This is a genomic window from Rhizobium sp. YS-1r (genome assembly GCF_000757525.1).
Classification (GTDB): Bacteria; Pseudomonadota; Alphaproteobacteria; order Rhizobiales; family Rhizobiaceae; genus Neorhizobium; species Neorhizobium petrolearium.
Genome location: NZ_JPYQ01000056.1, coordinates 831099 through 854707 on the forward strand (window position 1 = coordinate 831099; position 23609 = coordinate 854707).

25 protein-coding genes are annotated in these 23609 nt (G+C 61.5%); 10 read left to right on the forward strand and 15 right to left on the reverse strand.

The features are described 5' to 3' along the window. The first annotated feature begins 43 nt into the window (after window positions 1-43). Together otsB and otsA are read left to right on the forward strand one after the other, a co-directional pair. Complete coding sequence (gene otsB, locus JL39_RS29645; RefSeq protein WP_037159314.1) at window positions 44-859, forward strand: trehalose-phosphatase; 816 nt, start codon at window positions 44-46, stop codon at window positions 857-859. Window positions 860-875: 16 nt separating this feature from the next. Beyond that, on the forward strand, window positions 876-2252 hold the full coding sequence (gene otsA, locus JL39_RS29650; protein WP_037159317.1) for an alpha,alpha-trehalose-phosphate synthase (UDP-forming): 1377 nt from the start codon (window positions 876-878) through the stop codon (window positions 2250-2252). A 42-nt stretch (window positions 2253-2294) separates the two neighbouring features. Here otsA and tsaA read toward each other — a convergent pair whose 3' ends face one another. Together tsaA and JL39_RS29660 are read right to left on the reverse strand one after the other, a co-directional pair. Then, complete coding sequence (gene tsaA, locus JL39_RS29655; protein ID WP_037159320.1) at window positions 2295-2822, reverse strand: tRNA (N6-threonylcarbamoyladenosine(37)-N6)-methyltransferase TrmO; 528 nt, start codon at window positions 2820-2822, stop codon at window positions 2295-2297. Between the two features lie 121 nt (window positions 2823-2943). Further along, a complete protein-coding gene (locus JL39_RS29660) occupies window positions 2944-3651 on the reverse strand; it encodes a glutathione S-transferase family protein (protein ID WP_037159323.1) in 708 nt (235 codons plus the stop codon). 112 nt (window positions 3652-3763) lie between these two features. Between JL39_RS29660 and JL39_RS29665 the strand changes: the two genes are divergently transcribed. Continuing rightward, a complete protein-coding gene (locus JL39_RS29665; RefSeq protein ID WP_037159325.1) occupies window positions 3764-4663 on the forward strand; it encodes a LysR substrate-binding domain-containing protein in 900 nt (299 codons plus the stop codon). A 6-nt stretch (window positions 4664-4669) separates the two neighbouring features. Here JL39_RS29665 and JL39_RS29670 read toward each other — a convergent pair whose 3' ends face one another. Next, window positions 4670-4972 (reverse strand): metalloregulator ArsR/SmtB family transcription factor, encoded by a 303-nt coding sequence (locus tag JL39_RS29670; RefSeq protein WP_037159327.1) that lies wholly within the window; start codon window positions 4970-4972, stop codon window positions 4670-4672. 51 nt (window positions 4973-5023) lie between these two features. Here JL39_RS29670 and JL39_RS29675 point away from each other — a divergent pair, with 51 nt between their 5' ends. Then, entirely contained in the window at window positions 5024-5965 is a 942-nt protein-coding gene (locus JL39_RS29675; protein ID WP_052183179.1) for a threonine/serine dehydratase, read from the forward strand. A gap of 12 nt (window positions 5966-5977) precedes the next feature. Here the strand turns inward: JL39_RS29675 and JL39_RS29680 are convergent, their stop codons facing one another. Next, complete coding sequence (locus JL39_RS29680) at window positions 5978-7561, reverse strand: peptide chain release factor 3 (protein ID WP_037159329.1); 1584 nt, start codon at window positions 7559-7561, stop codon at window positions 5978-5980. Between the two features lie 90 nt (window positions 7562-7651). On the opposite strand from JL39_RS29680, the gene dut reads away from it, so the two are divergent. Further along, the gene (gene dut, locus JL39_RS29685) at window positions 7652-8122 is read left to right on the forward strand and encodes a dUTP diphosphatase (protein WP_037159332.1); all 471 of its coding nucleotides are present in this window, start codon (window positions 7652-7654) and stop codon (window positions 8120-8122) included. 45 nt (window positions 8123-8167) lie between these two features. Here the strand turns inward: dut and JL39_RS29690 are convergent, their stop codons facing one another. Continuing rightward, window positions 8168-8686: a DNA starvation/stationary phase protection protein gene (locus tag JL39_RS29690; protein ID WP_037159334.1), complete on the reverse strand. Its 519-nt coding sequence runs from the start codon at window positions 8684-8686 to the stop codon at window positions 8168-8170. Window positions 8687-8959: 273 nt separating this feature from the next. Between JL39_RS29690 and cysK the strand changes: the two genes are divergently transcribed. Next, window positions 8960-9925 carry a cysteine synthase A gene (gene cysK, locus JL39_RS29695; protein ID WP_037159335.1) on the forward strand — a complete coding sequence of 322 codons (966 nt, stop codon included), beginning with the start codon at window positions 8960-8962 and terminating at the stop codon, window positions 9923-9925. 97 nt (window positions 9926-10022) lie between these two features. Here the strand turns inward: cysK and JL39_RS29700 are convergent, their stop codons facing one another. From JL39_RS29700 to rsmI, 9 genes are all read right to left on the reverse strand, one after another. Next, window positions 10023-11558: a YifB family Mg chelatase-like AAA ATPase gene (locus JL39_RS29700; RefSeq protein WP_037159337.1), complete on the reverse strand. Its 1536-nt coding sequence runs from the start codon at window positions 11556-11558 to the stop codon at window positions 10023-10025. Window positions 11559-11832: 274 nt separating this feature from the next. Beyond that, complete coding sequence (gene gshB, locus JL39_RS29705) at window positions 11833-12783, reverse strand: glutathione synthase (protein WP_037159339.1); 951 nt, start codon at window positions 12781-12783, stop codon at window positions 11833-11835. A 74-nt stretch (window positions 12784-12857) separates the two neighbouring features. Further along, window positions 12858-13361, reverse strand: coding sequence for a cupin domain-containing protein (locus JL39_RS29710; RefSeq protein WP_037159341.1), 504 nt, complete (start codon window positions 13359-13361; stop codon window positions 12858-12860). Window positions 13362-13466: 105 nt separating this feature from the next. Then, window positions 13467-14567, reverse strand: coding sequence for a sn-glycerol-3-phosphate import ATP-binding protein UgpC (locus tag JL39_RS29715; protein WP_037159343.1), 1101 nt, complete (start codon window positions 14565-14567; stop codon window positions 13467-13469). Window positions 14568-14569: 2 nt separating this feature from the next. Further along, on the reverse strand, window positions 14570-15418 hold the full coding sequence (ugpE, locus tag JL39_RS29720) for a sn-glycerol-3-phosphate ABC transporter permease UgpE (RefSeq protein ID WP_037159345.1): 849 nt from the start codon (window positions 15416-15418) through the stop codon (window positions 14570-14572). A gap of 9 nt (window positions 15419-15427) precedes the next feature. Further along, on the reverse strand, window positions 15428-16312 hold the full coding sequence (gene ugpA / locus JL39_RS29725) for a sn-glycerol-3-phosphate ABC transporter permease UgpA (protein ID WP_037159347.1): 885 nt from the start codon (window positions 16310-16312) through the stop codon (window positions 15428-15430). Window positions 16313-16410: 98 nt separating this feature from the next. Further along, window positions 16411-17733 carry a sn-glycerol-3-phosphate ABC transporter substrate-binding protein UgpB gene (gene ugpB, locus JL39_RS29730; protein WP_037159349.1) on the reverse strand — a complete coding sequence of 441 codons (1323 nt, stop codon included), beginning with the start codon at window positions 17731-17733 and terminating at the stop codon, window positions 16411-16413. Between the two features lie 111 nt (window positions 17734-17844). Continuing rightward, window positions 17845-18243: a YraN family protein gene (locus JL39_RS29735; protein WP_244446981.1), complete on the reverse strand. Its 399-nt coding sequence runs from the start codon at window positions 18241-18243 to the stop codon at window positions 17845-17847. Then, a complete protein-coding gene (gene rsmI, locus JL39_RS29740; RefSeq protein ID WP_037159351.1) occupies window positions 18236-19144 on the reverse strand; it encodes a 16S rRNA (cytidine(1402)-2'-O)-methyltransferase in 909 nt (302 codons plus the stop codon). Before rsmI ends, JL39_RS29735 begins: the two co-directional genes overlap by 8 nt. A 262-nt stretch (window positions 19145-19406) precedes the next feature. Here rsmI and dnaN point away from each other — a divergent pair, with 262 nt between their 5' ends. The 4 genes from dnaN to pyrF all read left to right on the forward strand — a co-directional run bounded on the left by dnaN (window position 19407) and on the right by pyrF (window position 22519). Then, window positions 19407-20525 carry a DNA polymerase III subunit beta gene (dnaN, locus tag JL39_RS29745; RefSeq protein ID WP_037159353.1) on the forward strand — a complete coding sequence of 373 codons (1119 nt, stop codon included), beginning with the start codon at window positions 19407-19409 and terminating at the stop codon, window positions 20523-20525. Window positions 20526-20646: 121 nt separating this feature from the next. Continuing rightward, the gene (gene pmtA / locus JL39_RS29750; protein WP_037159355.1) at window positions 20647-21240 is read left to right on the forward strand and encodes a phospholipid N-methyltransferase PmtA; all 594 of its coding nucleotides are present in this window, start codon (window positions 20647-20649) and stop codon (window positions 21238-21240) included. Continuing rightward, entirely contained in the window at window positions 21237-21830 is a 594-nt protein-coding gene (locus JL39_RS29755; RefSeq protein WP_037159358.1) for a histidine phosphatase family protein, read from the forward strand. Before pmtA ends, JL39_RS29755 begins: the two co-directional genes overlap by 4 nt. Next, window positions 21827-22519, forward strand: a complete 693-nt coding sequence (gene pyrF / locus JL39_RS29760; RefSeq protein ID WP_037159362.1) for an orotidine-5'-phosphate decarboxylase — start codon at window positions 21827-21829, stop codon at window positions 22517-22519. The genes JL39_RS29755 and pyrF overlap by 4 nt, the downstream gene beginning before the upstream one ends. Here pyrF and JL39_RS29765 read toward each other — a convergent pair. Then, window positions 22516-23571, reverse strand: a complete 1056-nt coding sequence (locus tag JL39_RS29765) for a right-handed parallel beta-helix repeat-containing protein (protein WP_037159365.1) — start codon at window positions 23569-23571, stop codon at window positions 22516-22518. The genes pyrF and JL39_RS29765 overlap by 4 nt on opposite strands. Between the last annotated feature and the right edge of the window lie 38 nt (window positions 23572-23609).

The following is a 23609-nucleotide window of genomic DNA, read 5'->3' on the forward strand; positions in this document are numbered from 1 at the left end:
TTTTGAGGTTGCCTGAGCGGATTTGCGGCCTAAATTTGGCAGTATGTCATATCAGGAAAATCCCAGGCAGGACGATCAGGCCTCTGTTTCATCCGGCGAGGAAGCCCTTTTTAAACTGGCATTCCAACCCGACCAATGGGCACTGTTTCTCGATATCGATGGAACACTGATCGACCTTGCAGATACGCCGGATGGGATCGTCGTTCCCCCGGATTTGCCGGAAAACCTCCATCACCTTTCCACGAAGCTCAATGGTGCGCTGGCGCTGGTAACCGGACGCGCGCTTGCCTATGCCGACCGGCTTTTCGTGCCGTACACATTTCCGATCGCCGGACTGCATGGGTCCGAGCGGCGCGGTCCATCGGGCGAGATCAGCCGCTTCACGCCAAATGCCGCATTCGAAGAACTGAAAGCCGCCCTGGCGCGGGAGGCGAAACAATGGCCGGGCGTCCTGGTGGAGGACAAGGGGGCGGCCGTCGCTGCACATTACCGGCAAGCCCCGGATCAGCGAGAGACCGTGGAAGCAGCCATGCCCCGTTATCTCGACATGGCCGGCCCGGACTTCACGCTGCAGCGTGGCAAGATGGTCGCCGAAATCCGCCCGGCGCAGGCCAGCAAGGGGCATGCGCTCAAGGCCTTCCTCGACGAGACGCCCTTCAACGGGCGTAAACCGATCGCGATCGGCGACGACGTGACCGACGAAGCGATGTTCCGGACGGCAAACCGGCTTGGCGGGCATTCGATCCGCATCGCCGAAACGCCGGCTGAAACGGAAGCGATATCCACTCTCCCTTCGACCGATGCCCTGCGGGCGATCCTCGCCACGCTGGCCGGCGCCGGCACATCCAATATCGCTTGAATCGAAAGGGAAGAGCTTGAGCCGTCTTGTGGTCGTTTCCAACCGCGTCACCCTCCCGCAAAAAAGCGGCGACGCTCCCGCCGGGGGGCTAGCCGTCGCCCTGCAGGCAGCCCTGGAAGAGCGCGGCGGCATCTGGATGGGCTGGTCGGGCAAGTCCAGCGGCGCGAAGGAGCCCGCGCCGCTTGCCATGCAGACGCATGGCAATATCACCTATGCGCTCACCGACCTCACGAAGACGGATGTCGAAGAATATTACCACGGCTTCGCCAACCGGGTGCTCTGGCCGATCTGCCACTACCGGCTGGATCTCGCCGAATACGGCCGCAAGGAGATGGCCGGCTATTTCCGCGTCAACCGCTTCTTTGCCCACCGGCTAGCGCCACTGCTGCGGGAAGACGACATCATCTGGGTGCATGATTACCACCTGATCCCGCTCGCCGCCGAACTGCGCCAGATGGGCCTCAAGAACCGTATCGGTTTCTTCCTGCACATTCCGTGGCCACCGGCGGACGTGCTCTTCACGATGCCCGTCCACGAGGAGATCATGAAGGGCCTTTCGCACTATGACCTGGTCGGCTTCCAGACCGACCACGACCTCGCCAATTTTGCCGGCGGACTCGTGCGCGAAGGCATCGGCGAGGCGCTGGAAGGCGGCAAGCTGACCTCCTACGGGCGGACATTCAAGGGCGGGTTCTACCCGATCGGCATCGAGACCGCCGCATTCGCGGACTATGCGAAAAAGGCTGCCACCAACCTGATCGTACGCAAGGCCAAGCAGAGTGTCGAAGGCCGCGATCTCATCATCGGGGTCGACCGGCTCGATTATTCGAAGGGGATCACCCAACGGCTCGATGCTTTCGAACATTTCGTCAAATCCAATCCGGGTCACCATAACCGGGTGACCTATCTGCAGATCACACCGAAATCCCGCTCGGAAGTGCCGGAATACGAGCAGATGCAGCGGACGGTTGCCGAGCAGGCCGGCCGCGTGAACGGCGCGATCGGCACGGTGGACTGGGTGCCGATCCGCTACATCAACCGTTCGATCGGTCGCCCGGTACTCGCGGGCCTCTACCGGCTGGCGCGGATCGGGCTCGTGACGCCGCTGCGTGACGGGATGAACCTTGTCGCCAAGGAATATGTCGCCGCCCAGGACCCGGAGAACCCCGGCGTGCTGGTGCTGTCACGCTTCGCGGGCGCCGCCCGGGAATTACGGGGGGCGCTGCTGGTAAACCCCTACGACATAGAGGGTACCGCCAACGCGATCGCCCGCGGCATCAACATGCCGCTCGAAGAGCGCCAGGAACGCTGGGGCCGCATGATGGAGCACCTTCTGGAACACGACGTAACCCGTTGGTGCAATGATTTCCTCAGAGATCTCACCGCGGCGTGATTGTCACGCCTGCGACCATCAACGGGCGGCGGACCGGATTCCTCACGCCTTCTGGCAATAGTGCACTTTCGGCGTGTCGTCGCCGGTCTGGAAATCTCCGGGCTGCGGCGGCGCAATCGGCTTGAAGAGGGTGCGGTCCGGTTTCAGGTCTAGAAGCGGCGTGCCGTCGAGGCAATCGAGCCCTCGAACGAGAAGTACATTGCCTTCCACCGCTTCCAGCACGACGATCGAGGTGCCGATCGGATTCGGGCGCACCGGCGTGCGCAGCGAAAACGTACCATGGACCTTGCCGTTGCTTGCCGGGCTCTGCAACACCAGATCACGTCGCGAACGGTCCAGCCAATAGAGGACTTCCAGGCGCTCGAAAGCCTCGATGCCCTTGAGCGCCGCAACCCAGGGCTCGAAGATCTCGATGCGGCAGACAGGCCCGTCATGCCTGCCCTGGCGCGGCGTCTCCATGCGCGAAGTCCAGGGGGTCGAGATGCGGCCGATGAAGGTCAGTCCTGCATCGGTTGGCGCAGGTGGCGTGACCGCCACTTCGTTTTCGCGGATTTCGTTTTCGCGTACCATCATGGACCTCCTGCCGGACTTGGGGCGGGACTGCCGTTGCGACAGTGCCACAGCAGGCCCTCGCCGAAGCCAGAGCCCACTATGGCATACCGAAATATTTATGGAAACATCTCGATACGGATCAAGCCGCCTGCCTGATCTCGCCCAGCGCCTCTTCGAGGCTTACGTGACCAAGGAACCGGCCGGCCGTTCTGGCCTCCTCCTGATGCTCGATAGCCCAGGCAAAACTTACCGCGGGGTCCTCCTGCAGGCGCTCGTAAAGTGCATTGAGCGCCGGAAATTTCTTCCGGTCTACGACCTGATGGAAATCGTTCCAGCGGGCGATGCCGGCGAAATAGGCATCCGCAAAGCTCTTCTCATCGCCAAGCAGCCATTTGCGGCCGTTGATCAGCTTTTCCAGATGGGCATGCGCCTTTTCCACCTTGGCGATGCCATAGGCCCTAAGCGCCTCCTTCGCCTGCGGCTCCAGTTCGTGCTCGACCGCGTGCCAGAGCGGGCTGAAGGCATTGAAGAAGCCGGTGTTGAGGAAAGCCAGCATCTGGTTCAGCCGGTCGAATTTTTCGGATTTCGGATCGAAACCAAAACCCTTGTCCATCGTGCGGGCGGCAATGTGGTTGAGGATGGCCATGCTTTCGCTCATCACGCGACCGTCCGGCAACATCAGCGAGGGCGTTTCACCGACCGGATTGACCGGCCTGTAGGCCTCGCTCGAGACCACTCCGGGCATTTCCACCCGGCAGAGGCGATAGGGCGCGCCCGTCCATTCAAGCGCCACGATCGAGCCGAACGAGCATCCCTCCGGCACGCCATAAAACAGGATCGGTGTCATATCTTCACTCCTTGGGAATTGAACCTTTCGAATGAAGACAATATGATTTTGTGGACGCTGGTGCGGTAGACGGCTTTATTGCGCTTTAAAGTCTACATATATGGAAGATGACATGACTGCGTCGCTCAATCTCAACGATCTCCATTTCTTCGTTCAGGCGGTGGAACACGGTGGATTTTCCGCCGCCGGGCGTCGGCTTGGGGTGCCGAAATCCACGATCAGCAAGCGGGTCGCGGAGCTGGAGGATCGGCTGGGCGTCAGGCTGATCCATCGCACTTCGCGCAGCTTTTCATTGACCGACCTCGGCCGGGATTTCTTCCAGCATGCACAAGCCTCGATCATCGAAGCGGAAATGGCCGAAACGATCGTGCGCACCCACCTTGGCGAACCGAGCGGGATTGTGCGGATGACCGCCGCTGTGCCGACCGCGCAATTCCTGCTCGCCGAACACCTGCCGGAGCTTTCCGCCCGTTACCCGAAACTCAAGCTTTCGCTGCATGTCAGCGATCGGTTCGTCGATATCGTCCAGGAAGGGTTCGACATCGCGCTGCGGAGCCACCAGGCGCCCCTGCCCGATTCGACACTGCTGCAGAGGAAGCTTGCCACGCACCCTTTCTTCGTCGTCGCCTCGCCGGATTATCTGCATGCACATGGCGAGCCCAGGAGCCCGGAGGAGCTTGCCGGGCATAAAGCGGTGGCGGCCTATTTCGACGACGATCCCTGGCGGCTGACCTCATGCGAAAATAAAGAGGTTCTGGTGAGGCCCCTGCCGGTGATTGCCGCCGACGAGCCGATGGTGATGATGAAGGCGGCACTGGCCGGGCTTGGCCTCGCCTGCCTGCCGACCTCCGTCTGCCGCGACGCGCTCGCCGAAGGTCGGCTCGTGCGCCTGCTTCCGGACTGGACGGCAGGCAGCATCACCACGACCATCCTGATGCCGCATCGGCGCGGTCAATTGCCGGCCGTGCGTGCCGTCGTCGATTTCCTCAGCGAAAAGCTGGCCCAGGCCTGAACGGGTCTACAAGCTTGCGAACAGGCCCTGCTTCAGTCCCGCTACCCGTTCCTCGTTGCGACGGTAGAAAATCCATTGCTTGATGCGCTTGCCGTGGACCAGTTCCGCCTGCACGAGAATGCGCATATGCTCGCTGAGCGTGGCAGGGGTTATGCCGAGCTTCTCCGCGATCAGCACCGCGCAGACGCCGTCTTCCACCAGGTCGCCATCCACCTGCGGCGGAAAATGCTCGCGCGGCTGCTTCAGCCATTCGAGAATCATCAGACGCCGATCGTTGGCGAAGGCTTTCAGGATATCGACGTCTTGCATTTTGGTATTTTGCCAAGTAACGAACTAAAGTCAATCCTGTATGAGGCCCACATGTCCGTCGATCCTGTCAAGCCAGAACGCATAGCCGAAACAGAGAAGCTCATCCGTCCGCATATCCGCCACACACCGGTGATGCGGGTCGACATGCGGGATTTCGGAGCCGGGGCACTGCCAGTCGATCTGAAACTCGAACTTTTGCAGCATTCCGGCTCGTTCAAGGCGCGCGGCGCCTTCTCCAGCCTGCTGACCCGTGACGTTCCGCCGGCCGGCGTCGTCGCGGCATCCGGCGGCAATCATGGTGCTGCGGTGGCCTATGCGGCGATGCGGCTCGGCGTGCCCGCCACGATCTTCGTGCCGAGCGTCACCTCGCCCGCCAAGGCGGAGCGCATCCGCTCCTATGGCGCGGAACTCGTGATCGGCGGCGACCGATATGCGGATGCGCTGGCGGCCAGCGAGACCTATGTCGCCGAGAGCGGGGCTCTGGCGGTGCACGCCTATGACCAGGTGGAAACCTTGCTGGGCCAGGGAACGCTCGGAAAGGAGATCGAGGACGACCTGCCGGAAATGACGACGCTGCTCGTCGCCGTCGGCGGCGGCGGGCTGATCGGCGGCGTCGCCTCGTGGTTCCGCGGCCGGGTGAAGATCGTTGCGGTGGAATCCGACGGTGCGCCGACGCTTCACGAGGCCTTCAAGGCCGGCAGGCCGGTGGATGCCCCGGCCGGCGGCATCGCAGCCGACTCGCTCGCCCCGAGGCAGGTCGGCCAATTGATGTTTCCGATCGCACAGAAATATGTCGAACCGCCGGTTCTGGTTTCGGACGACGCGATTCTGGCCGCCCAGAAGGCGCTGTGGGCCGGCGCGCGCGTCGTGGCCGAGCCCGGCGGAGCGGCCGCCTTCGCCGCCCTTCTTTCCGGTAAATACGTTCCGGGCCTGGACGAACGCGTCTGCGTCCTCGTCTGCGGGTCGAACACGACTGCCGTCAGGTTCGATTGAGGTCCGAAAATATCACGCCGCCTTGGCGACGTGATATTCCTTGATCGCGGCCATCCTGATCGCCGGATAACGCTCGCTCTCATAGCGCAGCGAAAAGCCGTCCTGCGCCAGATAGACCGGATCGCCATCAAGATCGCGGGCGATATCGCCGCGATGGGTCGAGAGGAATTTTTCCAGCTCGGCCGGCTGGTCCGCCGCGATCCAGCGGCAGACAGAGAAACGCGACATTTCGAAGGAGACCGGCAGGCCGTATTCAGCCACAAGCCGCTCCTTCAGCACATCGAGCTGCAGCGCGCCGACGACGCCGACGATCGCCGGCGAGCCGTCTTCCGGCGAAAAGAGCTGCACGACGCCTTCTTCCGCCATCTGCTGCAGGGCTTCCTTCAGCTTCTTCGCCTTCATGGCATCCTCCAGCCGCACGCGGCGGAGAATTTCCGGCGAGAAATTCGGCACGCCCTGGAAGACCAGCGGCTCGCCTTCCGTCAGCGTATCGCCGATCCTGAGTGTCCCGTGGTTCGGAATGCCGACCACATCGCCGGCATAGGCAGTATCCGCCAGCTGCCGCTGCGAGGCGAAGAAGAATTGCGGCGCCGTCAACCCGAGCTGCTTGCCGGTGCGCGACAGGCGCGCCTTCATGCCGCGCTCCAGCTTGCCGGAGCAGACGCGGGCGAAGGCGATGCGGTCGCGATGGTTCGGGTCCATGTTCGCCTGGATCTTGAAGACGAAGGCCGTCATCCGGTCCTCCGCCGCGTGCACCTTGCGGATATCGGCCACCTGGTCGCGGGGTGGCGGCGCAAATTCGCCGAGTGCCTCGATCAGATCGCGGACGCCGTAGTTGCGGAGCGCCGAGCCAAAGAAAACCGGCGTCATATGACCTTCGAGGAAAGCCTGGCGATCGAAGGGCCTGCAAGCCTCGATCGCCAGTTCCGTCTCTTCGATGAACGCCGCACGCTCGTTTTCCGGCAGACGGTCGGCCACACTCTGCGGGCCGTTGACCGGCGTCACAGTTACCTCGGTGTCGGAACCGCGCACCGTATTATCGGCGAGATGGTAAGAGCCGCAGAAGGTCTTGGACCGGCCGATCGGCCAGGTGATCGGCGCGGTATCGAGTGCCAGCTTCTCCTCCACCTCGTCCAGTATCTCGAAGGGGTCGCGGCTTTCGCGGTCCATCTTGTTGACGAAGGTGATGATCGGGATGTCGCGCATGCGGCAGACTTCGAAAAGTTTCAGCGTGCGCGGTTCGATGCCTTTTGCGGCGTCGATGACCATGACCGCAGCATCCACCGCCGTTAGCGTGCGATAGGTGTCGTCGGCAAAATCCTCGTGGCCGGGCGTATCGAGGATGTTGAAGACATTGCCGCCATATTCGAAGGTCATGACCGAGGTGACGACCGAGATGCCGCGCTCGCGCTCGATCTTCATCCAGTCGGACCGCGTCTGGATGCGGTCCTTCTTGGCCTTCACCTCGCCGGCAAGCTGGATCGCGCCGCCGAAGAGCAGCAGTTTTTCGGTGAGAGTCGTCTTGCCCGCGTCCGGATGGGCAATAATCGCGAATGTGCGACGGCGGGCGACCGCCTCGGCAATGGTTTCGGGCATCGTGCAAATCCTGTGAATTGCCGGCGTATCTAGCGACTAAAGCCCGCCATTGCAATTGACCTCCCGGCTGACGGAGCAAAGTAATGCGTCATGAACATGCACGCCCCCTCCTCACCGAAACTCAATCTGATCCGTCTGCCGCATGGCGACGGCCTCGATCTGCCGTCCTATGAGACCGCCGGCGCGGCCGGCATGGACCTTCGCGCCGCCGTCGGGGAAGGTTCGCCGCTGGCGATCGCGCCGAGCAGGCGCGCGCTGGTGCCGACCGGCTTCATCTTCGAAATACCGGGTGGTTTCGAGGCGCAGGTGCGGCCGCGCTCCGGCCTTGCCTTCAAACACGGCATAACCTGCCTCAATACGCCCGGCACCATCGATAGCGACTATCGCGGTGAGGTGAAGGTGCTCTTGATCAATCTCGGCGACGAGGATTTCGTCATCACCCGCGGCATGCGGATCGCCCAGATGGTGATCGCACCGGTGATCCAGGTCCGCATCGAGGAGATCGCCGAAGCGACCGAAACAGCCCGCGGCGCCAGCGGCTTCGGATCGACCGGCGTCTGAGGCCGGAGCCAATCCGCAAGCGCCTGCAAGGATTATCCCGGCAATTCACTTTTCGCGGCGGGTCGTCTCGAAGAGGAACCAGGTGCGGCGCTCCGCTTCATCGATCCAGTTCTCGATCAGGCTGGCGGTCGCCACGTCGTTATGCTCATCGCAGAGGTCGTGCGTTTGCCGCATGAGGGCGATCAGCTGCTTGTTGTCTTCCCTGAGCTCCGCCAGCATATCCTCCGGCGTCACGAAATCCGCATCATTGTCGGGGATGCGCTGCAGCCGGGAAATATGGCCGATCGAACGCAGGGTCGTGCCGCCGATCTTGCGGGCGCGCTCGGCAACGTCATCCGTCATTGCGAAAATCTGCTCTGCCTGCTCATCGAGAAGCAGATGGTAATCCCGGAAGTGCGGACCGGACATGTGCCAGTGGAAATTCTTGGTCTTGAGGTAAAGTGAAAAGACATCGGCAAGCAGCGTCGTGAGCGCCGCGGCGATATCCTTCACGGCGTTCGTTCCGAGATCTGAGGGCGTGGCGAGCGGAGCAAGCTTGCGGTTCCGGGCAGCATTATCAGACATGGATTATCCCCTTCAAGATCGAGCATAGGCCGCCTTTCGGTGCCAGCGATCTGGAATTAAAGTGCCCTATGCCGGGGCTTTTTCAATAGCTGCCCATCCCTATTTCGGCAGGGATTTTCCAAAACGTCCCGCTGTTGCAAAAACTCTCCGCATCGAGCTCTCTTCCTGCATCTTTTTTCTCCCCGACCGGCGCAGGGAAGATCAATGCGGCTGGCCTCCGGTGCTCTTTGGACCTATCTTCCAGCATCAGAACGACTTGTCAGGGAGAACACCATGTCGGAACAGAAACCGGGCCGCGGCCGGATCTATTCATCGATCACCGAAACGATCGGCGATACACCCATCGTGCGGCTGGATAAGCTCGCGAAGGAAAAAGGCGTCAAAGCCAATTTGCTTGCCAAGCTGGAGTTCTTCAATCCGATCGCTTCCGTCAAGGACCGCATCGGTGTGGCGATGATCGAGAGCCTCGAAGCCCAGGGCAAGATCACACCCGGCAAGACCACGCTGATCGAGCCGACCTCCGGCAATACGGGCATCGCCCTTGCCTTCGCCGCCGCCGCGAAAGGCTACAAGCTGATCCTCACCATGCCGGAGACGATGTCGATCGAACGCCGCAAGATGCTGGCACTGCTCGGCGCCGAACTGGTGCTGACCGAAGGGCCGAAGGGCATGAAGGGCGCGATCGCCAAGGCGGAAGAGCTCGCCGCCTCGCTGCCCGACGCGGTCATTCCGCAGCAGTTCGAGAACCCTGCCAATCCGGAAATCCATCGCAAGACGACGGCCGAGGAAATCTGGAACGATACCGACGGCAAGGTCGATATCTTCGTCTCCGGCATCGGCACGGGCGGTACGATCACCGGCGCCGGACAGGTGCTGAAAAGCCGTAATCCGGACCTCAAGGTCATTGCCGTCGAGCCCGAGGAATCGCCCGTGCTTTCCGGCGGCCAGCCCGGGCCGCACAAAATCCAGGGGATCGGCGCCGGCTTCGCCCCAAAGATTCTCGACACCTCGATCTACGACGAGGTCGTCACCGTCAACAGCGCGGAAGCCATGGAAATGGCCCGCCTCGTCGCCAGGCTCGAAGGCGTTCCCGTCGGCATCTCCTCAGGTGCAGCGCTCACCGCTGCCATCGAAGTGGGCAGCCGGCCTGAAAATGCCGGCAAGAACATCGTCGTGATCATCCCCTCCTTCGCCGAACGTTATCTCTCGACGGCACTGTTCGAAGGGCTGGGTGGGTGAAAAGAGTGAGTAGTGAGTAGTGTCGCAGGCAGATCGCAGCACATAAACTCGATGAGAGCACTATTCACCACCGACTAATCACTGCTCACTACAGCAATCACGCCGCCGCATTCGTGAGCCGTTCGCCAGCCATGCGATAGGAGATCGCTTCGGCGAGATGGATGCGGCCCACCGTATCCTTGTTGTCGAGATCGGCCAGAGTGCGCGCCACCTTGAGCACGCGGTGGTAGCCGCGGGCGGAAAATTTGAGCTTTTCGGCAGCATCCCGGAGCAACTGCAATCCGTTCGGGTCCGGCTCGGCGAACTTCTCGATCAGCGATGTCGAGCAGCGGGCATTGGTGAGGACGCCTGGACAACCGGCGCCCGCGAAACGTTCCCGCTGTCTTTCGCGAGCCGCGGCGACTCGCTTTGCCACATCAGCACTCCTTTCCGCCGACATCGGGCGGATCAGGTCGGCGGCTGATACCGCCGGCACGTCGATCCGGATATCGATACGGTCCATCAAGGGGCCGGAAATTCGCGCCTGGTAATCGGCGGCGCAACGCGGGCCGCGCGCACAGGTATGGCCGGGCTCACCCGCCATGCCGCAGCGGCACGGGTTCATGGCGGCAACGAGCTGTATGCTCGCCGGATAGGAAACCCGGTGGTTGGCACGCGCGATGATGCATTCCCCGGTTTCGAGCGGCTGACGCAGTGCATCGAGCGCCTGGGGCGAAAACTCCGGGAACTCGTCGAGGAAAAGTATGCCGTGATGGGCAAGAGACGCCTCCCCCGGTCTGGCGCGCAGGCCGCCTCCGACCAGCGCCGCCATGGTGGCCGAATGATGCGGCGTGCGATAGGGACGGCGATCCGACAGCTTGCCGCCGGAGAGCTGGCCGGCGATCGAATGGATCATCGAGACTTCCAGAAGCTCGGCAGCGGACAGCGGCGGAAGGATGGAGGGAAGCCGCGCCGCGAGCATGGATTTCCCGGAGCCGGGCGGGCCTGCCATCAGGAGATTGTGTCCGCCGGCCGCCGCCACTTCCAGCGCCCGCTTGGCGCTTTCCTGCCCCTTGATATCGGCGAGATCGGGGAGATTGGCCGGCATCGCCCGGATCGCCGGCTGCGGTCGGGAGATCACCTGGGTGCCGCGGAAATGATTGGCAAGCGCAATCAGGCTGCGCGGCGCGACGATATCGATATCCGCGCCCGCCCAGGCCGCTTCCGCACCGCTATCGGCCGGGCAGATCAGGCCTTTTCCCATCGCGTTGGCACCGATCGCCGCCGGCAGGGCGCCGGTCACCGGCGCCAGAGTTCCGTCGAGGTTGAGCTCGCCGATCACCACGTAATCGGCCAGCGCATCCGCAGGTATCGCGCCCAGCGCCGCCATCAGCCCCAATGCAATAGGCAGATCGAAATGCGATCCTTCCTTCGGAAGGTCGGCCGGCGCAAGGTTGACCGTCACCTTCTTGGGCGGCATGGCAAGCCCGGATGCATGCAGCGCCGCCTGCACCCGTTCCCGGCTTTCAGCCACCGCCTTGTCCGGCAGACCGACGATATGCATGTTCATCTTGCCCGGACCGACCATCACCTGGACGTCGACCGGAACGCCCTCGATCCCCTGGAATGCAACCGTACTGACGCGTGCAACCATTTCAACTTGCCCCCAAGCCCTGACTGAAGCACCAGCGATTACACGCCTTCCGCGCCAGCGATTGCAATCTGGCATGGAACAAGGAATAAAACAAGAACATTAGACGAACAATTTCGCGCCGCCGCTGCAACGAGGTTGCAGCCAGTTGTATTGACGGAACAAAGACGATCCGGATCCGAAACGGCGGCGGCTCAACCTTCACGAAATCATGAGGCCGCCTTCTTTTTGTGCAATTTCGAATGAGCGAAGCCTCCCCTTTTCCGGAATTGCTTTATCAGCCGCGTTTTTCTTCGATTGCATCCCAAAGAAGGCTTGCGACATCGGCGCCGCCGAACTTCTTCACCTCGCGGATGCCGGTCGGGGACGTGACGTTGATCTCGGTCATGTAATCGCCGATCACATCGATGCCGACAAAAAGGAAGCCTCGCTCGCGCAGCGCCGGACCGATGCGGGCACAGATTTCCTCTTCCCGCGCGGTGATCTCGACGGGTTCCGCGCGGCCGCCGACATGCATGTTGGAACGGCTGTCGTGCTCGGCCGGCACGCGATTGATCGCCCCGACCGGCTTGCCGTCAATCAACAGGATGCGCTTGTCGCCCTTGCGCACTGCGGGCAGATAAGCCTGGGCGATGAAGGGCTCGCCGCGATACATCTGGTTGAACATTTCCAAAAGCGAGGAGAAATTGCGATCGTCTCGGGCGGAATGGAAGACGCCGGCGCCGCCATTGCCGTAGAGCGGCTTCAGGATGATGTCGCCCATTTCTTCGCGGAAGCGCGCAATCTCGGCAACATCGCGGGAAATCAGCGTCGCCGGCATCAGATCCGCAAATTCCGTGACGAAGATCTTTTCCGGCGAATTGCGCACCCAGGCGGGGTCGTTCACGACGAGTGTCTTCGGGTGAATGCGCTCGAGCAGATGCGTCGAGGTGATATAACCCATGTCGAAGGGCGGGTCCTGGCGCAGATGGATGACGTCCATGGCGGAGAGATCGATACGCTGCCTGTCGCCAAGCGTGAAGTGGTCGCCCTTGATGTCACGCACCGAAAGCGGCTCTACGGCGGCGAAGACCTTGCCATCACGCATGCTCAGCCGGTCGGGCGTATAATGAAAAAGCTCATAGCCGCGGGCCTGCGCCTCGAGCGCCATGGCAAAGGTGGAATCACCGGCGATATTGATGCCGGAGATATGGTCCATCTGAAATGCGACTTTGCGGATTCTCGCCATGACTTCAGCCCCTCAAAAAGTGCCCGCCTGATGTAGGACGGCGGACACTCAAAGGCAACCGGTCAAAGCGACCATCAGCCGGCGAGGCCGACCTGGCCCCTGGGACGCAGCATGTTGCGCAGGCGGTAGAGAAATGCGAGCGGCGCGGGAAACGGCTTGCGCAGGAAGGCGATCTTCCTGACATAGTTGTCAATGTGCCAGGTCGCCCAGGTGCCGCCCTTGAAATAGGCGACGTCGCCGGCACGGAGAACGCGCTGTGTGCCATCCTCCGCGGTCACATGCACCTCGCCTTCGAGGATGACCACCGTCTCGTCCCAGCCGAAGAACCAGCGGAAGGTGCCCGCCGTGCAATCCCACACGCCGGTCGCAGCGCATTCGTCCTCAGCCTTCGAGTGGGAAGCGGCCCGCGCCTGCGGATTGCCGGCAATCACCCAGCTCGGCTCGATCGGAAGCGGCGCCATTTCCAGGGAATCCGGGCAGGCGCCGATAAAGGGTTTTGCCGTCGACGGTTCCGGCGCATAGGATTTGTATCGGACGGCGATGGCCGTCGCGGCCGCCGCCAGGATTTGCCAGCTCATGTTGCCCCCTTGGCTGTCAGGTCCAGGGGACAGTAGCCGCAAAGCGTAAGCTGGTCGTTCAGACCGACGCTACAATTTTAGCGATAGGCCCGATTTCAAGACCGATCAGGCCACCGGCTCGGCCGGCGCGAATTTCGCCTCGGCCGGAACTTTGCCCGGAAGGCGCCTGCCGGTATCCGCGGCAAAGAAGTGCAGACGCCTCGCATCGACTGCAATGCGCATCTCGGGCGCGAGCTCGGTCTCGGGCGAGACGGCGACGGTAACCTGCTGGTCGCCCACGGCGCCGTGAATGAGACGCTGCGAGCCCAACTCTTCCGTATATTCCAGGCGGAACGGCAACGCTTCCTCATCCTCGCGTGCAACCCGCATATCCTCGGCACGGACGCCGACCGTAACGGGACCGGAGGCGGGCGCGAAACCATTGAGGCCGATCACCGACGGGCCGATCGCCAGCCTGTCACCATGCAGCTCGCCCTTGACGAGGTTCATGGCCGGGGAGCCGATGAAGCTCGCCACGAAGGTGGACGCCGGCGCATGATAGACTTCCAGCGGCGCACCGATCTGCTCGATCCTGCCTCCATTCAGCACAACGAGGCGATCAGCCAGCGTCATCGCTTCCAGCTGATCATGGGTCACATAGATCGAGGTGGTGCCGAGGCGGCGCTGGAGGCGCTTGATTTCGCCGCGCATGGAAACGCGCAGCTTGGCATCGAGGTTGGAGAGCGGTTCGTCGAAGAGGAAGGCGGCCGGCTTGCGCACGATGGCACGGCCCATGGCGACGCGCTGGCGCTGGCCGCCGGAGAGCGCACGCGGCTTGCGGTCGAGATACTGGGTGATCTCCAGCATGCGGGCAGCCTCGGCGACACGAGTATCGATTTCGGCCTTCGGCGTGCCGCGGTTCTTCAGGCCATAGGCGAGGTTGTTGTAGACCGTCATATGCGGGTAGAGCGCATAGTTCTGGAACACCATCGCGATGTCGCGGTCGGCCGGTTCGACATTGTTGACGACCTTGGAGCCGATCTTCACCTCGCCTTCGGAAATCGTCTCGAGCCCGGCAACCATGCGCAGAAGCGTGGACTTGCCGCAACCCGACGGGCCGACCAGCACGATGAATTCGCCATCGGCGATGTTCAGCTTGATGTCGGTCACGGCGCGCACGCCTCCGGAATAGACCTTGCCGACATTTTCAACATCGATGGAAGCCATTGTTATTTCTCCGTTTCGACAAGGCCTTTTACGAACAGGCGCTGCATAAGGATGACGACGAGGACAGGCGGCAGCATGGCGAGTATCATCGCCGCCATCACGAGATTCCACTGAGGATCGCTATCGGCAACGGCTGCCAAGCGCTTGATCGCCATGACGATCGTATAGTAGCGGCTGTCATTCGTGATCAGCAGCGGCCACAGATACTGAATCCAGCCGTAGATGAAGAGTACCACGAAAAGCGCTGCGATATTCGTGCGGCTGAGCGGAAGCAGGATGTCCCGAAAGAATTTCATCGGGCCTGAACCATCCACGCGGGCGGCCTCCATCAATTCGTCCGGGATGGTCAGGAAAAATTGCCGGAAAAGGAACGTCGCAGTGGCCGACGCAATGAGAGGAATGGTGAGGCCGGCATAGGAATTCAACATTCCAAGATCCGCCACGACCTTGAACGTCGGCACGATGCGGACCTCAACCGGCAGCATGAGAGTGATGAAGATCAGCCAGAATGCCAATAGCCGAAAAGGAAACCGGAAATAAACGATCGCATAGGCCGAGATGATCGAGATGCTGATCTTTCCTACCGCGATGATGATCGCCATCAACAACGAATTGCCGAGCAGGATCCACAGCGGCGGCGCCCCGGCGCGAGACATGCCTCCCGTCAACATCTGACCGTAGTTTTCCATCAGGTGCGAGCCGGGAAGAAGCGGCACGACGCCGGACAGGAAGTCCGAAGGCCCCTGGGTCGAAGCGATGAAGGCAAGATAAACCGGAAAGACGACGACAATGACACCCAGGATCAGAACGAAATGGGTGAGGAACGTCAGGAACGGGCGGTTTTCAACCATTTGCGCCTCCTAATACTGGACACGCCGCTCGACCCAGCGGAACTGGACGGCGGTCAAAGCTATGACAATCAGCATCAGGATGACGGACTGGGCCGCAGACGAACCGATGTTGAGCCCGAGGAAGCCGTCCGCATAGACCTTGTAGACCAGCGTATTGGTCGCACCCGCCGGACCTCCGCCTGTGGAACCGTCGATCGTGCCGAACGTCTCGAACATGGCGTAATTGATATTGATGATCATCAAGAAGAAAGTCGTAGGCGAAAGGAGTGGAAAGACGATCGTCCAGAACCTCTTGAATGGCCCGGCCCCATCAATTGCCGCCGCCTCGACCAGTGACTGCGGCACCGATTGGAGACCGGCAACGAAAAAAAGAAAATTGTACGATATCTGCTTCCAGCTCGCTGCCAGAATAATGAGGATCATTGCATCTGCGCCATCGACACGATGGTTCCAGCTGATGCCCAGCCTCGCAAGCAGATAAGGCAGGATGCCTATGGTCGGATTGAACATGAACCACCACAGGACGCCCGCAACGACTGGAGCCACCGCATAGGGCCAGAGGAGCAGGGTGGTGTAGACCCGCCCGGAACGCAGCAACCGGTTGACGGCGACGGCGAAGAGCAAGGCGAGGCTCATGGACAGCAAGGTGACAGACACTGCGAAGATCGCCGTCCGACCGAGTGAATTCAGGTATTCGGGGTCCTCAAAAAGCTGAAGGTAATTGTCGAACCAGATAAATGTGGTGCGGAAACCAAAGGGATCCTCGCGTTCGAATGACGATTTCACTGCCTGCCCGGCCGGCCAGAGGAAGAAAACCGTGGTCACAGCCAACTGCGGCAAAAGCAGCAGATAAGGCAGCAGTTTATTCTGGAAGATCGTACGCTTGGTCTGCATGAGGAAAATATCCGGATCCCGCTCGTTGCGTCAGCGCCTGAAAATCTCCAATCAGGAAAGGGCCGGACGTAGCCGGCCCTTTCCCATTGAATGAGAGATCAGTTATTTGCAGCTTCGAAGTCGCGCAGGATCTTGTTACCGCGAACAACGGCATTATCGAGAGCTTCCTTGGCCGTCTTCTTGCCAGCCAGAAGCGCTTCGAATTCGCTATCGATAACATCACGCACCTGGGTCAGATTACCGAACCGGATGCCCTTCGAATTTGCTGTCGGCGTGCCGCGGGTGATCTGCTTGATCGCCACGTCGGAACCCGGATTCTTTGCATAGTACCCCTGCTGCTGGCCGAGCTCGTAGGCAGCATTGGTAATCGGAAGATAGCCGGAGAACTGGTGCCAGTCCGCCTGGACTTCCGCTTTGGAAAGGTAGGTGAAGAACTTGGCAACGCCCTTGTAGACATTCGGGTCCTTCTGGCCATTGAGCACCCAGAGCGTGGCGCCACCGATGATCGAGTTCTTCGGTTCGGCAATCGCGTCGTCATAATAGGGAAGCGGCGCAAAACCGACCTCGAAACCCTTGGCATTCAGCATGACGCCGGCGCGAGAAGCGGAAGAATTCATGTAGATCGCGCATTCCTGGGCATAGAATTTCGGCGGAGCATCGTTGCCGCCGACCGGGCCACCGTATTGGAAGAGACCTTCATCCGCCCATTTCTTCAGGTTCTCCCAGTGACGGGCCTGCAGGTCGCCGTTGAAGGTGAACTCGGTCTTCAGGCCGCCGAAGCCGTTTTCCAGCGTGCCATAAGGCTTATCGTGAATTGCCGAAAGATTTTCGAGCTGGACCCAGGAAATCCAACCGGAGGTGAAACCACATTTCGCCGCACCGGACGAAACGATCTTCTTGGAGAATTCTTCGACTTCCTTCCAGGTCTTCGGGGCGACTTCTGGATCAAGGCCCGCCTTTTTGAAGACATCCTTGTTGTAGTACATGATCGGAGTCGACGAGTTGAACGGCATCGACAGGATGTTGCCTTCCGTGTCGGAATAATAACCCGTCACGGGCGTGAGGAAGCCTTTCGGATCCCAGGGCTCCTTGTTGTCGGTCATCAGCTTATAGACGGGGTAGACGGCGCCCTTGGCTGCCATCATCGTGCCGGTGCCGACTTCGAAGACCTGCACGATTGCTGGCTGCTGACCGGCGCGGAAGGCGGCGATGGCTGCTGTCAAGGTTTCAGGATAGGTACCTTTGAAGACGGGAGTCACATGATACTCGGTCTGGCTCTCGTTGAACTTCTTGGCGATCCCCTCAAGCTTATGTCCCAGTTCCGCGCCCATGGCGTGCCACCAGGTGATCTCCGTCGCCGCAAGCGACGACGACGCGGACAGTGCAACCGCAACAGCGGCCATCGAAAGTTTCTTCAACATGAAAAAAGTCCTCCACCTTGATTGGTGCCGGCCCCGAATAGGGTCCTCCCATGACACCAACTTTACAGTTTTATGTCAGTTTTTTAACAGAACAAGGATCAAGGCCATTTATTAGAACGCATCCGGATAATGCCGTGGCAAACGACCCCGCCGAATGGCGACAATGTCGTAACGCTGAGACAGGCGCGCCGCGTCCTTCCGCTTCGCCAGCCATAGATCGCTGGCCGCCCGGATCCGCTTCTGGGCGACATAGCCGACCGCATCGATGGCCTCCTGCTCGCCGGCCCGTGCCTTCACCTCGACAAAGGCGACCAGATCCCCCTTGCGGACAATGAGATCGATCTCGCCGAGCCTCGTGCGATGGCGGATCGAAAGGACCCGATAGCCCTTGGCCATGAGGTAGAATGCGGCGAGATATTCCGAGACATGCCCCCATCGCTGGGCTTTCTGCCGTTCAGCTTTCAGGCGCACTGTCCTGCGTCGTTTCAGGCCGGCACCATCCTCAGCCACCGTTCTCGCCCTTCAGTGCCAGAAGCCGCTGGTAGAGGTCCTTGCGGGGAAGGCCTACAAGGCGGGCCGCCTCGGTCGCCGCCTTTGCGGTCGGCATCGTGGCGGCAAGCTCGCGCAGCAGCATGTCGACCTCCACCTCCCCCGGCGCTTCTTCGGCTTCCGGCGGCGCCAGGAGCAGCACGATCTCGCCCTTTACCACGCGATCGTCATGATAGTAGGCGGCGAGTTCCTCCAGCGTGCCGCGGCGGAACTCCTCGAAGGTCTTCGTGAGTTCCCGGCACACGCAGGCACGCCGGTCTCCACCCAGCACGTCGGCGGCCGCAGCAAGCGTCGCGCCGATGCGGTGCGGCGATTCAAAGAAGATCAGCGTCGCCGGCACTTTCGAAAGCTCCGCCAGCCGGTCTCGCCGGCCCTTGTCCTTGACCGGCAGGAAGCCGGCGAACAGGAAAGCATCGGACGGCATGCCGGAGCCGACGAGTGCGGCGAGCGGCGCGGACGCGCCGGGGATCGGCACCACCTTGCGGCCCGCCTCGATCGCCATCTGTGCCAGCCGGTAGCCGGGATCGGAGACGAGCGGCGTGCCGGCATCGGAGACGAGCGCCACGGATTTTCCCTCCTCCAGGGCGGCAAGCAGTTTCGGCCCCGCCTCATCGGCATTGTGCTCATGATAGGCGAAAGGCCTGTTGACGATGCCATAGCGATCGAGCAATACGCGGGTGACACGGGTATCCTCGCAGGCGAGCACATCGGCGCCGGCCAATGTTTCCAGAGCCCGCAGCGTCATATCGCCGAGATTGCCGATCGGGGTCGCGACCAGATAGAGTGCAGGCTCCAGAGGCCGGGCGGGCACGAACGTATTGGCGACGCGATAGCCGCGCTGGTTTTTCAGGTCATCGGTCACAGGGCATCAAGCAAGGTTCGTGGACATGGAGGTTCTTTATGATGAAGCCGACCCGCTTCGGCAAGTAAAGGCGAGCCAAGTTTTCTGTGTGCAGGGCAGACGGCGAAGTGGAAATGCCGCAATGACAGCTCGTTAACCTCTTGCTTTTCGCCGCCGATCTCTGCCATTTTGCCCGTCCACATCATCAGGCTGGCACTCAGCCGGCAGAATATCAGGAGGTCCGGCCCAAGCCGGATCGCCACGGTCGAAAGCGATAGCGTCCATGCGTATTACTCTTGAGCGGTCCAATCTCTTAAAGTCGCTGAACCACGTGCATCGTGTGGTCGAGCGGCGGAACACGATCCCGATCCTTTCCAACGTGCTGATGCGCGCTTCCGGCAATAGCCTGGATCTTAAGGCGACCGATCTCGATCTGGAAATCACCGAAGCCGTGCCGGCCATGGTCGAGAATGCCGGTGCGACGACGGTTCCCGCGCATCTGCTTTACGAAATCGTCCGCAAGCTGCCCGACGGCTCCGAAGTGCTGCTTGCCACCACACCAGACGGCGGCTCGATGACCGTGCAGTCCGGCCGGTCGAAATTCTCGCTGCAGTGCCTGCCGGAATCAGATTTCCCGGATCTGACCGCCGGCAGTTTCACGCATACCTTCAAACTGAAGGCGAGCGACCTGAAGATGCTGATCGATCGCACGCAGTTCGCGATCTCCACCGAGGAGACCCGCTATTATCTGAACGGCATATTCTTCCACACGATCGAAGCCGGCGGTGACCTGAAGCTTCGCGCCGTCGCCACCGACGGGCACCGCCTCGCCCGCGCCGATGTCCAGGCGCCATCCGGCTCCGAAGGCATGCCGGGCATCATCATTCCGCGCAAGACAGTCGGCGAACTGCAGAAGCTGGTCGAGGACCCGGAAACAATCGTCACCGTTGAACTGTCGGATGCCAAGATCCGCCTGACGATCGGTACCATCGTGATGACTTCGAAACTGATCGACGGCACTTTCCCGGATTATCAGCGCGTCATTCCGACCGGCAACGACAAGGAGATGCGCGTCGATTGCGAGAGCTTCACCAAGGCCGTAGACCGCGTCTCGACCATTTCCTCGGAACGAGGCCGGGCGGTCAAACTGTCGCTCACGGACGGCCAGCTCCTCTTGACCGTCAACAACCCGGATTCCGGCAGTGCTACGGAAGAAGTCGCCGTCGGCTACGACAGCGACCCGATGGAGATCGGCTTCAACGCCAAATACCTGCTCGACATCACGGCGCAGCTTTCCGGCGAAGATGCAATCTTCATGCTGGCGGATGCGGGGTCGCCAACGCTGGTGCGAGACACGGCGGGGGATGACGCACTCTATGTGCTGATGCCGATGCGCGTCTGATCATTCGGGGCGGCTGGAAAACTCCACCCGCCTTTTTCTTGGTTTTTGCCCGCTGCGACATTTTCTCTTGCTTTTGCGGCATGCGGGTCCACATAGGGGCCGAAAGGGAGAGGACATATCCATGGAATTGCGCCTGAAGGAACGGCTTGGCCGCAAGTTCGACGAGGAAATCCGGTTCTTCAAGGGCTGGATAGATGGCCCGAAAAGGGTCGGCGCGATCTGCCCCACCTCTTCCGTCACCGCCGGGCGTATGGCAAGCATCATCGATACGGCATCCGGCTTGCCGGTCCTCGAACTTGGGCCCGGCACCGGCATCATCACCAAGGCGATCCTGAAGCGTGGCATTGCGCCGGAGAACCTTGTCTCGATCGAATATTCGACCGATTTCTACCAGCATCTGGTCCGCACGTTTCCGGGCGTGAACTTCATCAACGGCGACGCCTTCGATCTCGAACGCACGCTCGGCGCCTGGAAGGACAAAACCTTCGACAGCGTTGTCTCTGCGATCCCGCTCCTGAGCTTCCCCATGGAGCGCCGTATCGCGCTTCTGGAAGATCTTCTCGGCCGCATTCCCGCCGGCCGGCCGGTCATGCAGATCACCTACGGTCCCGTCTCACCGATCATCGCGAACCCGGATCGCTACCGGATCAGACATTACGATTTCGTGGTCCGCAACATTCCGCCGGCCCAGCTCTGGACCTATAGCCGTCCATGACATTCGGTCTCTACATCACCCACCCGCAGGTCAGGATCGATCCGGATGTGCCTGTGCCGCAATGGGGATTGTCGGAGGTGGGCCGGGCGCGTGCCGAACAGGCCTCACGTTCCGGATGGGCAAGGAAACTCGGGCGGATCGTCTCCAGCGATGAAACGAAGGCGATCGAAACGGCCGAAATTCTCGCTACGGCTTCCGGTATCGCAGTCGAGACCGCGCATGACACGCATGAGAACGACCGTTCGGCGACCGGTTTCCTGCCGCCACCAGAATTCGAGAAGGCGGCCGACTGGTTTTTCGCCCACCCGGATCAGAGCTTCAAGGGCTGGGAACGCGCCGTCGACGCGCAGGCCCGCATCGTCTCCGCCGTCAACCGCATCCTTGCCGACCACGATCCCAAAATGCCCATCGCCTTCGTGGGCCACGGGGGCGTGGGGACGCTGCTGAAATGCCATCTGGCCGGCAGGCCGATCGGTCGCGATCGCGACCAGCCGCCCGGCGGCGGAAATCTCTTCTGCTTCGGGCTTGCGGATCGAGCTGTCTCATGCGAGTGGACACCCATCGAGACATGGGAAGGAATCAGGGCATGAATGCGCGTGACCGTCTGATCGTCGGCCTCGACATCCCCACAACTGCCGAGGCGGAGAAAATGGTCGCCACGCTCGGCGACGCGGTCTCCTTCTACAAGATCGGCTACCAGCTCGCCTTTGCCGGCGGCCTCGAATTCGCCCGCGACCTCGTCAAGGACGGCAACCAGGTCTTCCTCGACATGAAGCTGCTCGACATCGACAACACGGTGGCGAAGGGTGTCGAGAACATCGTCAAGATGGGCGTCACGATGCTGACCCTGCACGCCTATCCGAAGGCGATGCGCGCCGCCGTCGCGGCAGCGAAAGGCTCCGATCTCTGCCTGCTTGCCGTCACCGTGCTGACCTCCATGGACGAGGCGGACCTGACAGATGCCGGCTACGAATATGACCCGCATACGCTGGTGCTGCGCCGGGCCGAACAGGCGCTTGCCGCGGGCATGGGCGGTATCGTCTGCTCGGCGGAAGAAGCCTCTGCCGTGCGCAAGATCGTCGGTACCACCATGGCGGTCGTGACACCCGGCATCCGGCCTGCCGGTTCGGACGTCGGTGACCAGAAGCGGGTGATGACGCCGGCCGATGCGCTTCGCGCCGGATCGAGCCATCTCGTCGTCGCCCGGCCGATCGTCAAGGCACCGGACCCGAAGGCCGCGGCCGAAGCCATTCTCACCGAGATGCAGAGCGTCCTCTAACGATTGTCCGAAACCGTATTGTGTTCGTCGTGATCGACGATCAGCTGCGGGCTACCGCCCGGCAGGCGGTTGCCGGTAACAGTATTGTATTGCGCATGGTCGAGGGCGCTGAGACTGCTGCCGAACGGACGGTCCGACCGCGAGAAACAATATGAGCGTGAGCCCTGCCGGCTGCCGAGCCAGACCGCCGGCCGTGCCGCCCAGAAATTCACGTAGCGGAACGTGTTTCTGGCAATCACGTTGTGTTCCGGCGCCTGGTGGCGGATCGTGCCGCCCTCGCCGCAATTGCGGTAAAGGAAGATGCCGCCCTTGATCGGGTTCTCGAACGTGTTCTGCTCGATCCGGTTTTCCGCCGAACCGTCGACCGCGATCATCTCTCGCCGGGTGGTGCGGATATCGAACGTGTTGCCGACGATGCGGTTGCGAGCCGATTCCGCATCGAGATAGATCGCCGTCGCGGACGCGCTGCCTGTGAAGCGGGAATTCTCGACCGCCATCCCCGTGACACCCGGCGCCGCATAGAGCGGGATGGTGCCATTTCCCACGAAGGTGACGTTGTCGAACGTTATTCCACTTGGCGCCGCAGCCTGTGCTCTTTCGGTATGTCCGGTCTGCAGGGACGACAGACGCACACCCTCCGCCTCTCCGTTTCGCCCAAGACCCTGGATGCGCACGTCACCCTTGATGATGCAGTTGCGGATACGGATATTCCGCGGCACGTCCCAGCCGCCACCCTGCTTGCGCAAGGACCGGATGAGCAGGGTTCGCGCTTTCGCCGCTGTCCCGTCAAGCGTCGCGCCGTCGCAATCGAGCGTCACGTCCGAGGCGGCGCCGCCTGAAAAGGCGATCGGCATGGTGATGACGTCGGTCCCGGCGAGTTTCAGATTGCAGATGATCTCGACCGGCTTCGAAGCCGTCGAAGCCGGTGCATCCAAGGCCGCATGGATTTCCGCCCCGCAGGCAGCCGCTGCCGCATGTGCAGGGGCCGAGCCCGCAAGCAGCCAGAGGGCGGCGGAGGCGGCCGGAGCCAGATATCGTGCGGTGCTCTTCATATTGACTTGCCCGAGGATTTGCCTGAAGTCAGCATATC

Bases quoted from the DNA above. Each gene is read 5' to 3' on its own strand.
- otsB (WP_037159314.1), top strand. From the start codon at position 44: ATGTCATATCAGGAAAATCCCAGGCAGGACGATCAGGCCTCTGTTTCA.
- tsaA (WP_037159320.1), bottom strand. From the start codon at position 2,822: ATGGTACGCGAAAACGAAATCCGCGAAAACGAAGTGGCGGTCACGCCA.
- JL39_RS29660 (WP_037159323.1), bottom strand. From the start codon at position 3,651: ATGACACCGATCCTGTTTTATGGCGTGCCGGAGGGATGCTCGTTCGGC.
- JL39_RS29665 (WP_037159325.1), top strand. From the start codon at position 3,764: ATGACTGCGTCGCTCAATCTCAACGATCTCCATTTCTTCGTTCAGGCG.
- JL39_RS29670 (WP_037159327.1), bottom strand. From the start codon at position 4,972: ATGCAAGACGTCGATATCCTGAAAGCCTTCGCCAACGATCGGCGTCTG.
- JL39_RS29675 (WP_052183179.1), top strand. From the start codon at position 5,024: ATGTCCGTCGATCCTGTCAAGCCAGAACGCATAGCCGAAACAGAGAAG.
- JL39_RS29680 (WP_037159329.1), bottom strand. From the start codon at position 7,561: ATGCCCGAAACCATTGCCGAGGCGGTCGCCCGCCGTCGCACATTCGCG.
- dut (WP_037159332.1), top strand. From the start codon at position 7,652: ATGAACATGCACGCCCCCTCCTCACCGAAACTCAATCTGATCCGTCTG.
- JL39_RS29690 (WP_037159334.1), bottom strand. From the start codon at position 8,686: ATGTCTGATAATGCTGCCCGGAACCGCAAGCTTGCTCCGCTCGCCACG.
- cysK (WP_037159335.1), top strand. From the start codon at position 8,960: ATGTCGGAACAGAAACCGGGCCGCGGCCGGATCTATTCATCGATCACC.
- JL39_RS29700 (WP_037159337.1), bottom strand. From the start codon at position 11,558: ATGGTTGCACGCGTCAGTACGGTTGCATTCCAGGGGATCGAGGGCGTT.
- gshB (WP_037159339.1), bottom strand. From the start codon at position 12,783: ATGGCGAGAATCCGCAAAGTCGCATTTCAGATGGACCATATCTCCGGC.
- JL39_RS29710 (WP_037159341.1), bottom strand. From the start codon at position 13,361: ATGAGCTGGCAAATCCTGGCGGCGGCCGCGACGGCCATCGCCGTCCGA.
- JL39_RS29715 (WP_037159343.1), bottom strand. From the start codon at position 14,567: ATGGCTTCCATCGATGTTGAAAATGTCGGCAAGGTCTATTCCGGAGGC.
- ugpE (WP_037159345.1), bottom strand. From the start codon at position 15,418: ATGGTTGAAAACCGCCCGTTCCTGACGTTCCTCACCCATTTCGTTCTG.
- ugpA (WP_037159347.1), bottom strand. From the start codon at position 16,312: ATGCAGACCAAGCGTACGATCTTCCAGAATAAACTGCTGCCTTATCTG.
- ugpB (WP_037159349.1), bottom strand. From the start codon at position 17,733: ATGTTGAAGAAACTTTCGATGGCCGCTGTTGCGGTTGCACTGTCCGCG.
- dnaN (WP_037159353.1), top strand. From the start codon at position 19,407: ATGCGTATTACTCTTGAGCGGTCCAATCTCTTAAAGTCGCTGAACCAC.
- pmtA (WP_037159355.1), top strand. From the start codon at position 20,647: ATGGAATTGCGCCTGAAGGAACGGCTTGGCCGCAAGTTCGACGAGGAA.
- JL39_RS29755 (WP_037159358.1), top strand. From the start codon at position 21,237: ATGACATTCGGTCTCTACATCACCCACCCGCAGGTCAGGATCGATCCG.
- pyrF (WP_037159362.1), top strand. From the start codon at position 21,827: ATGAATGCGCGTGACCGTCTGATCGTCGGCCTCGACATCCCCACAACT.
- JL39_RS29765 (WP_037159365.1), bottom strand. From the start codon at position 23,571: ATGAAGAGCACCGCACGATATCTGGCTCCGGCCGCCTCCGCCGCCCTC.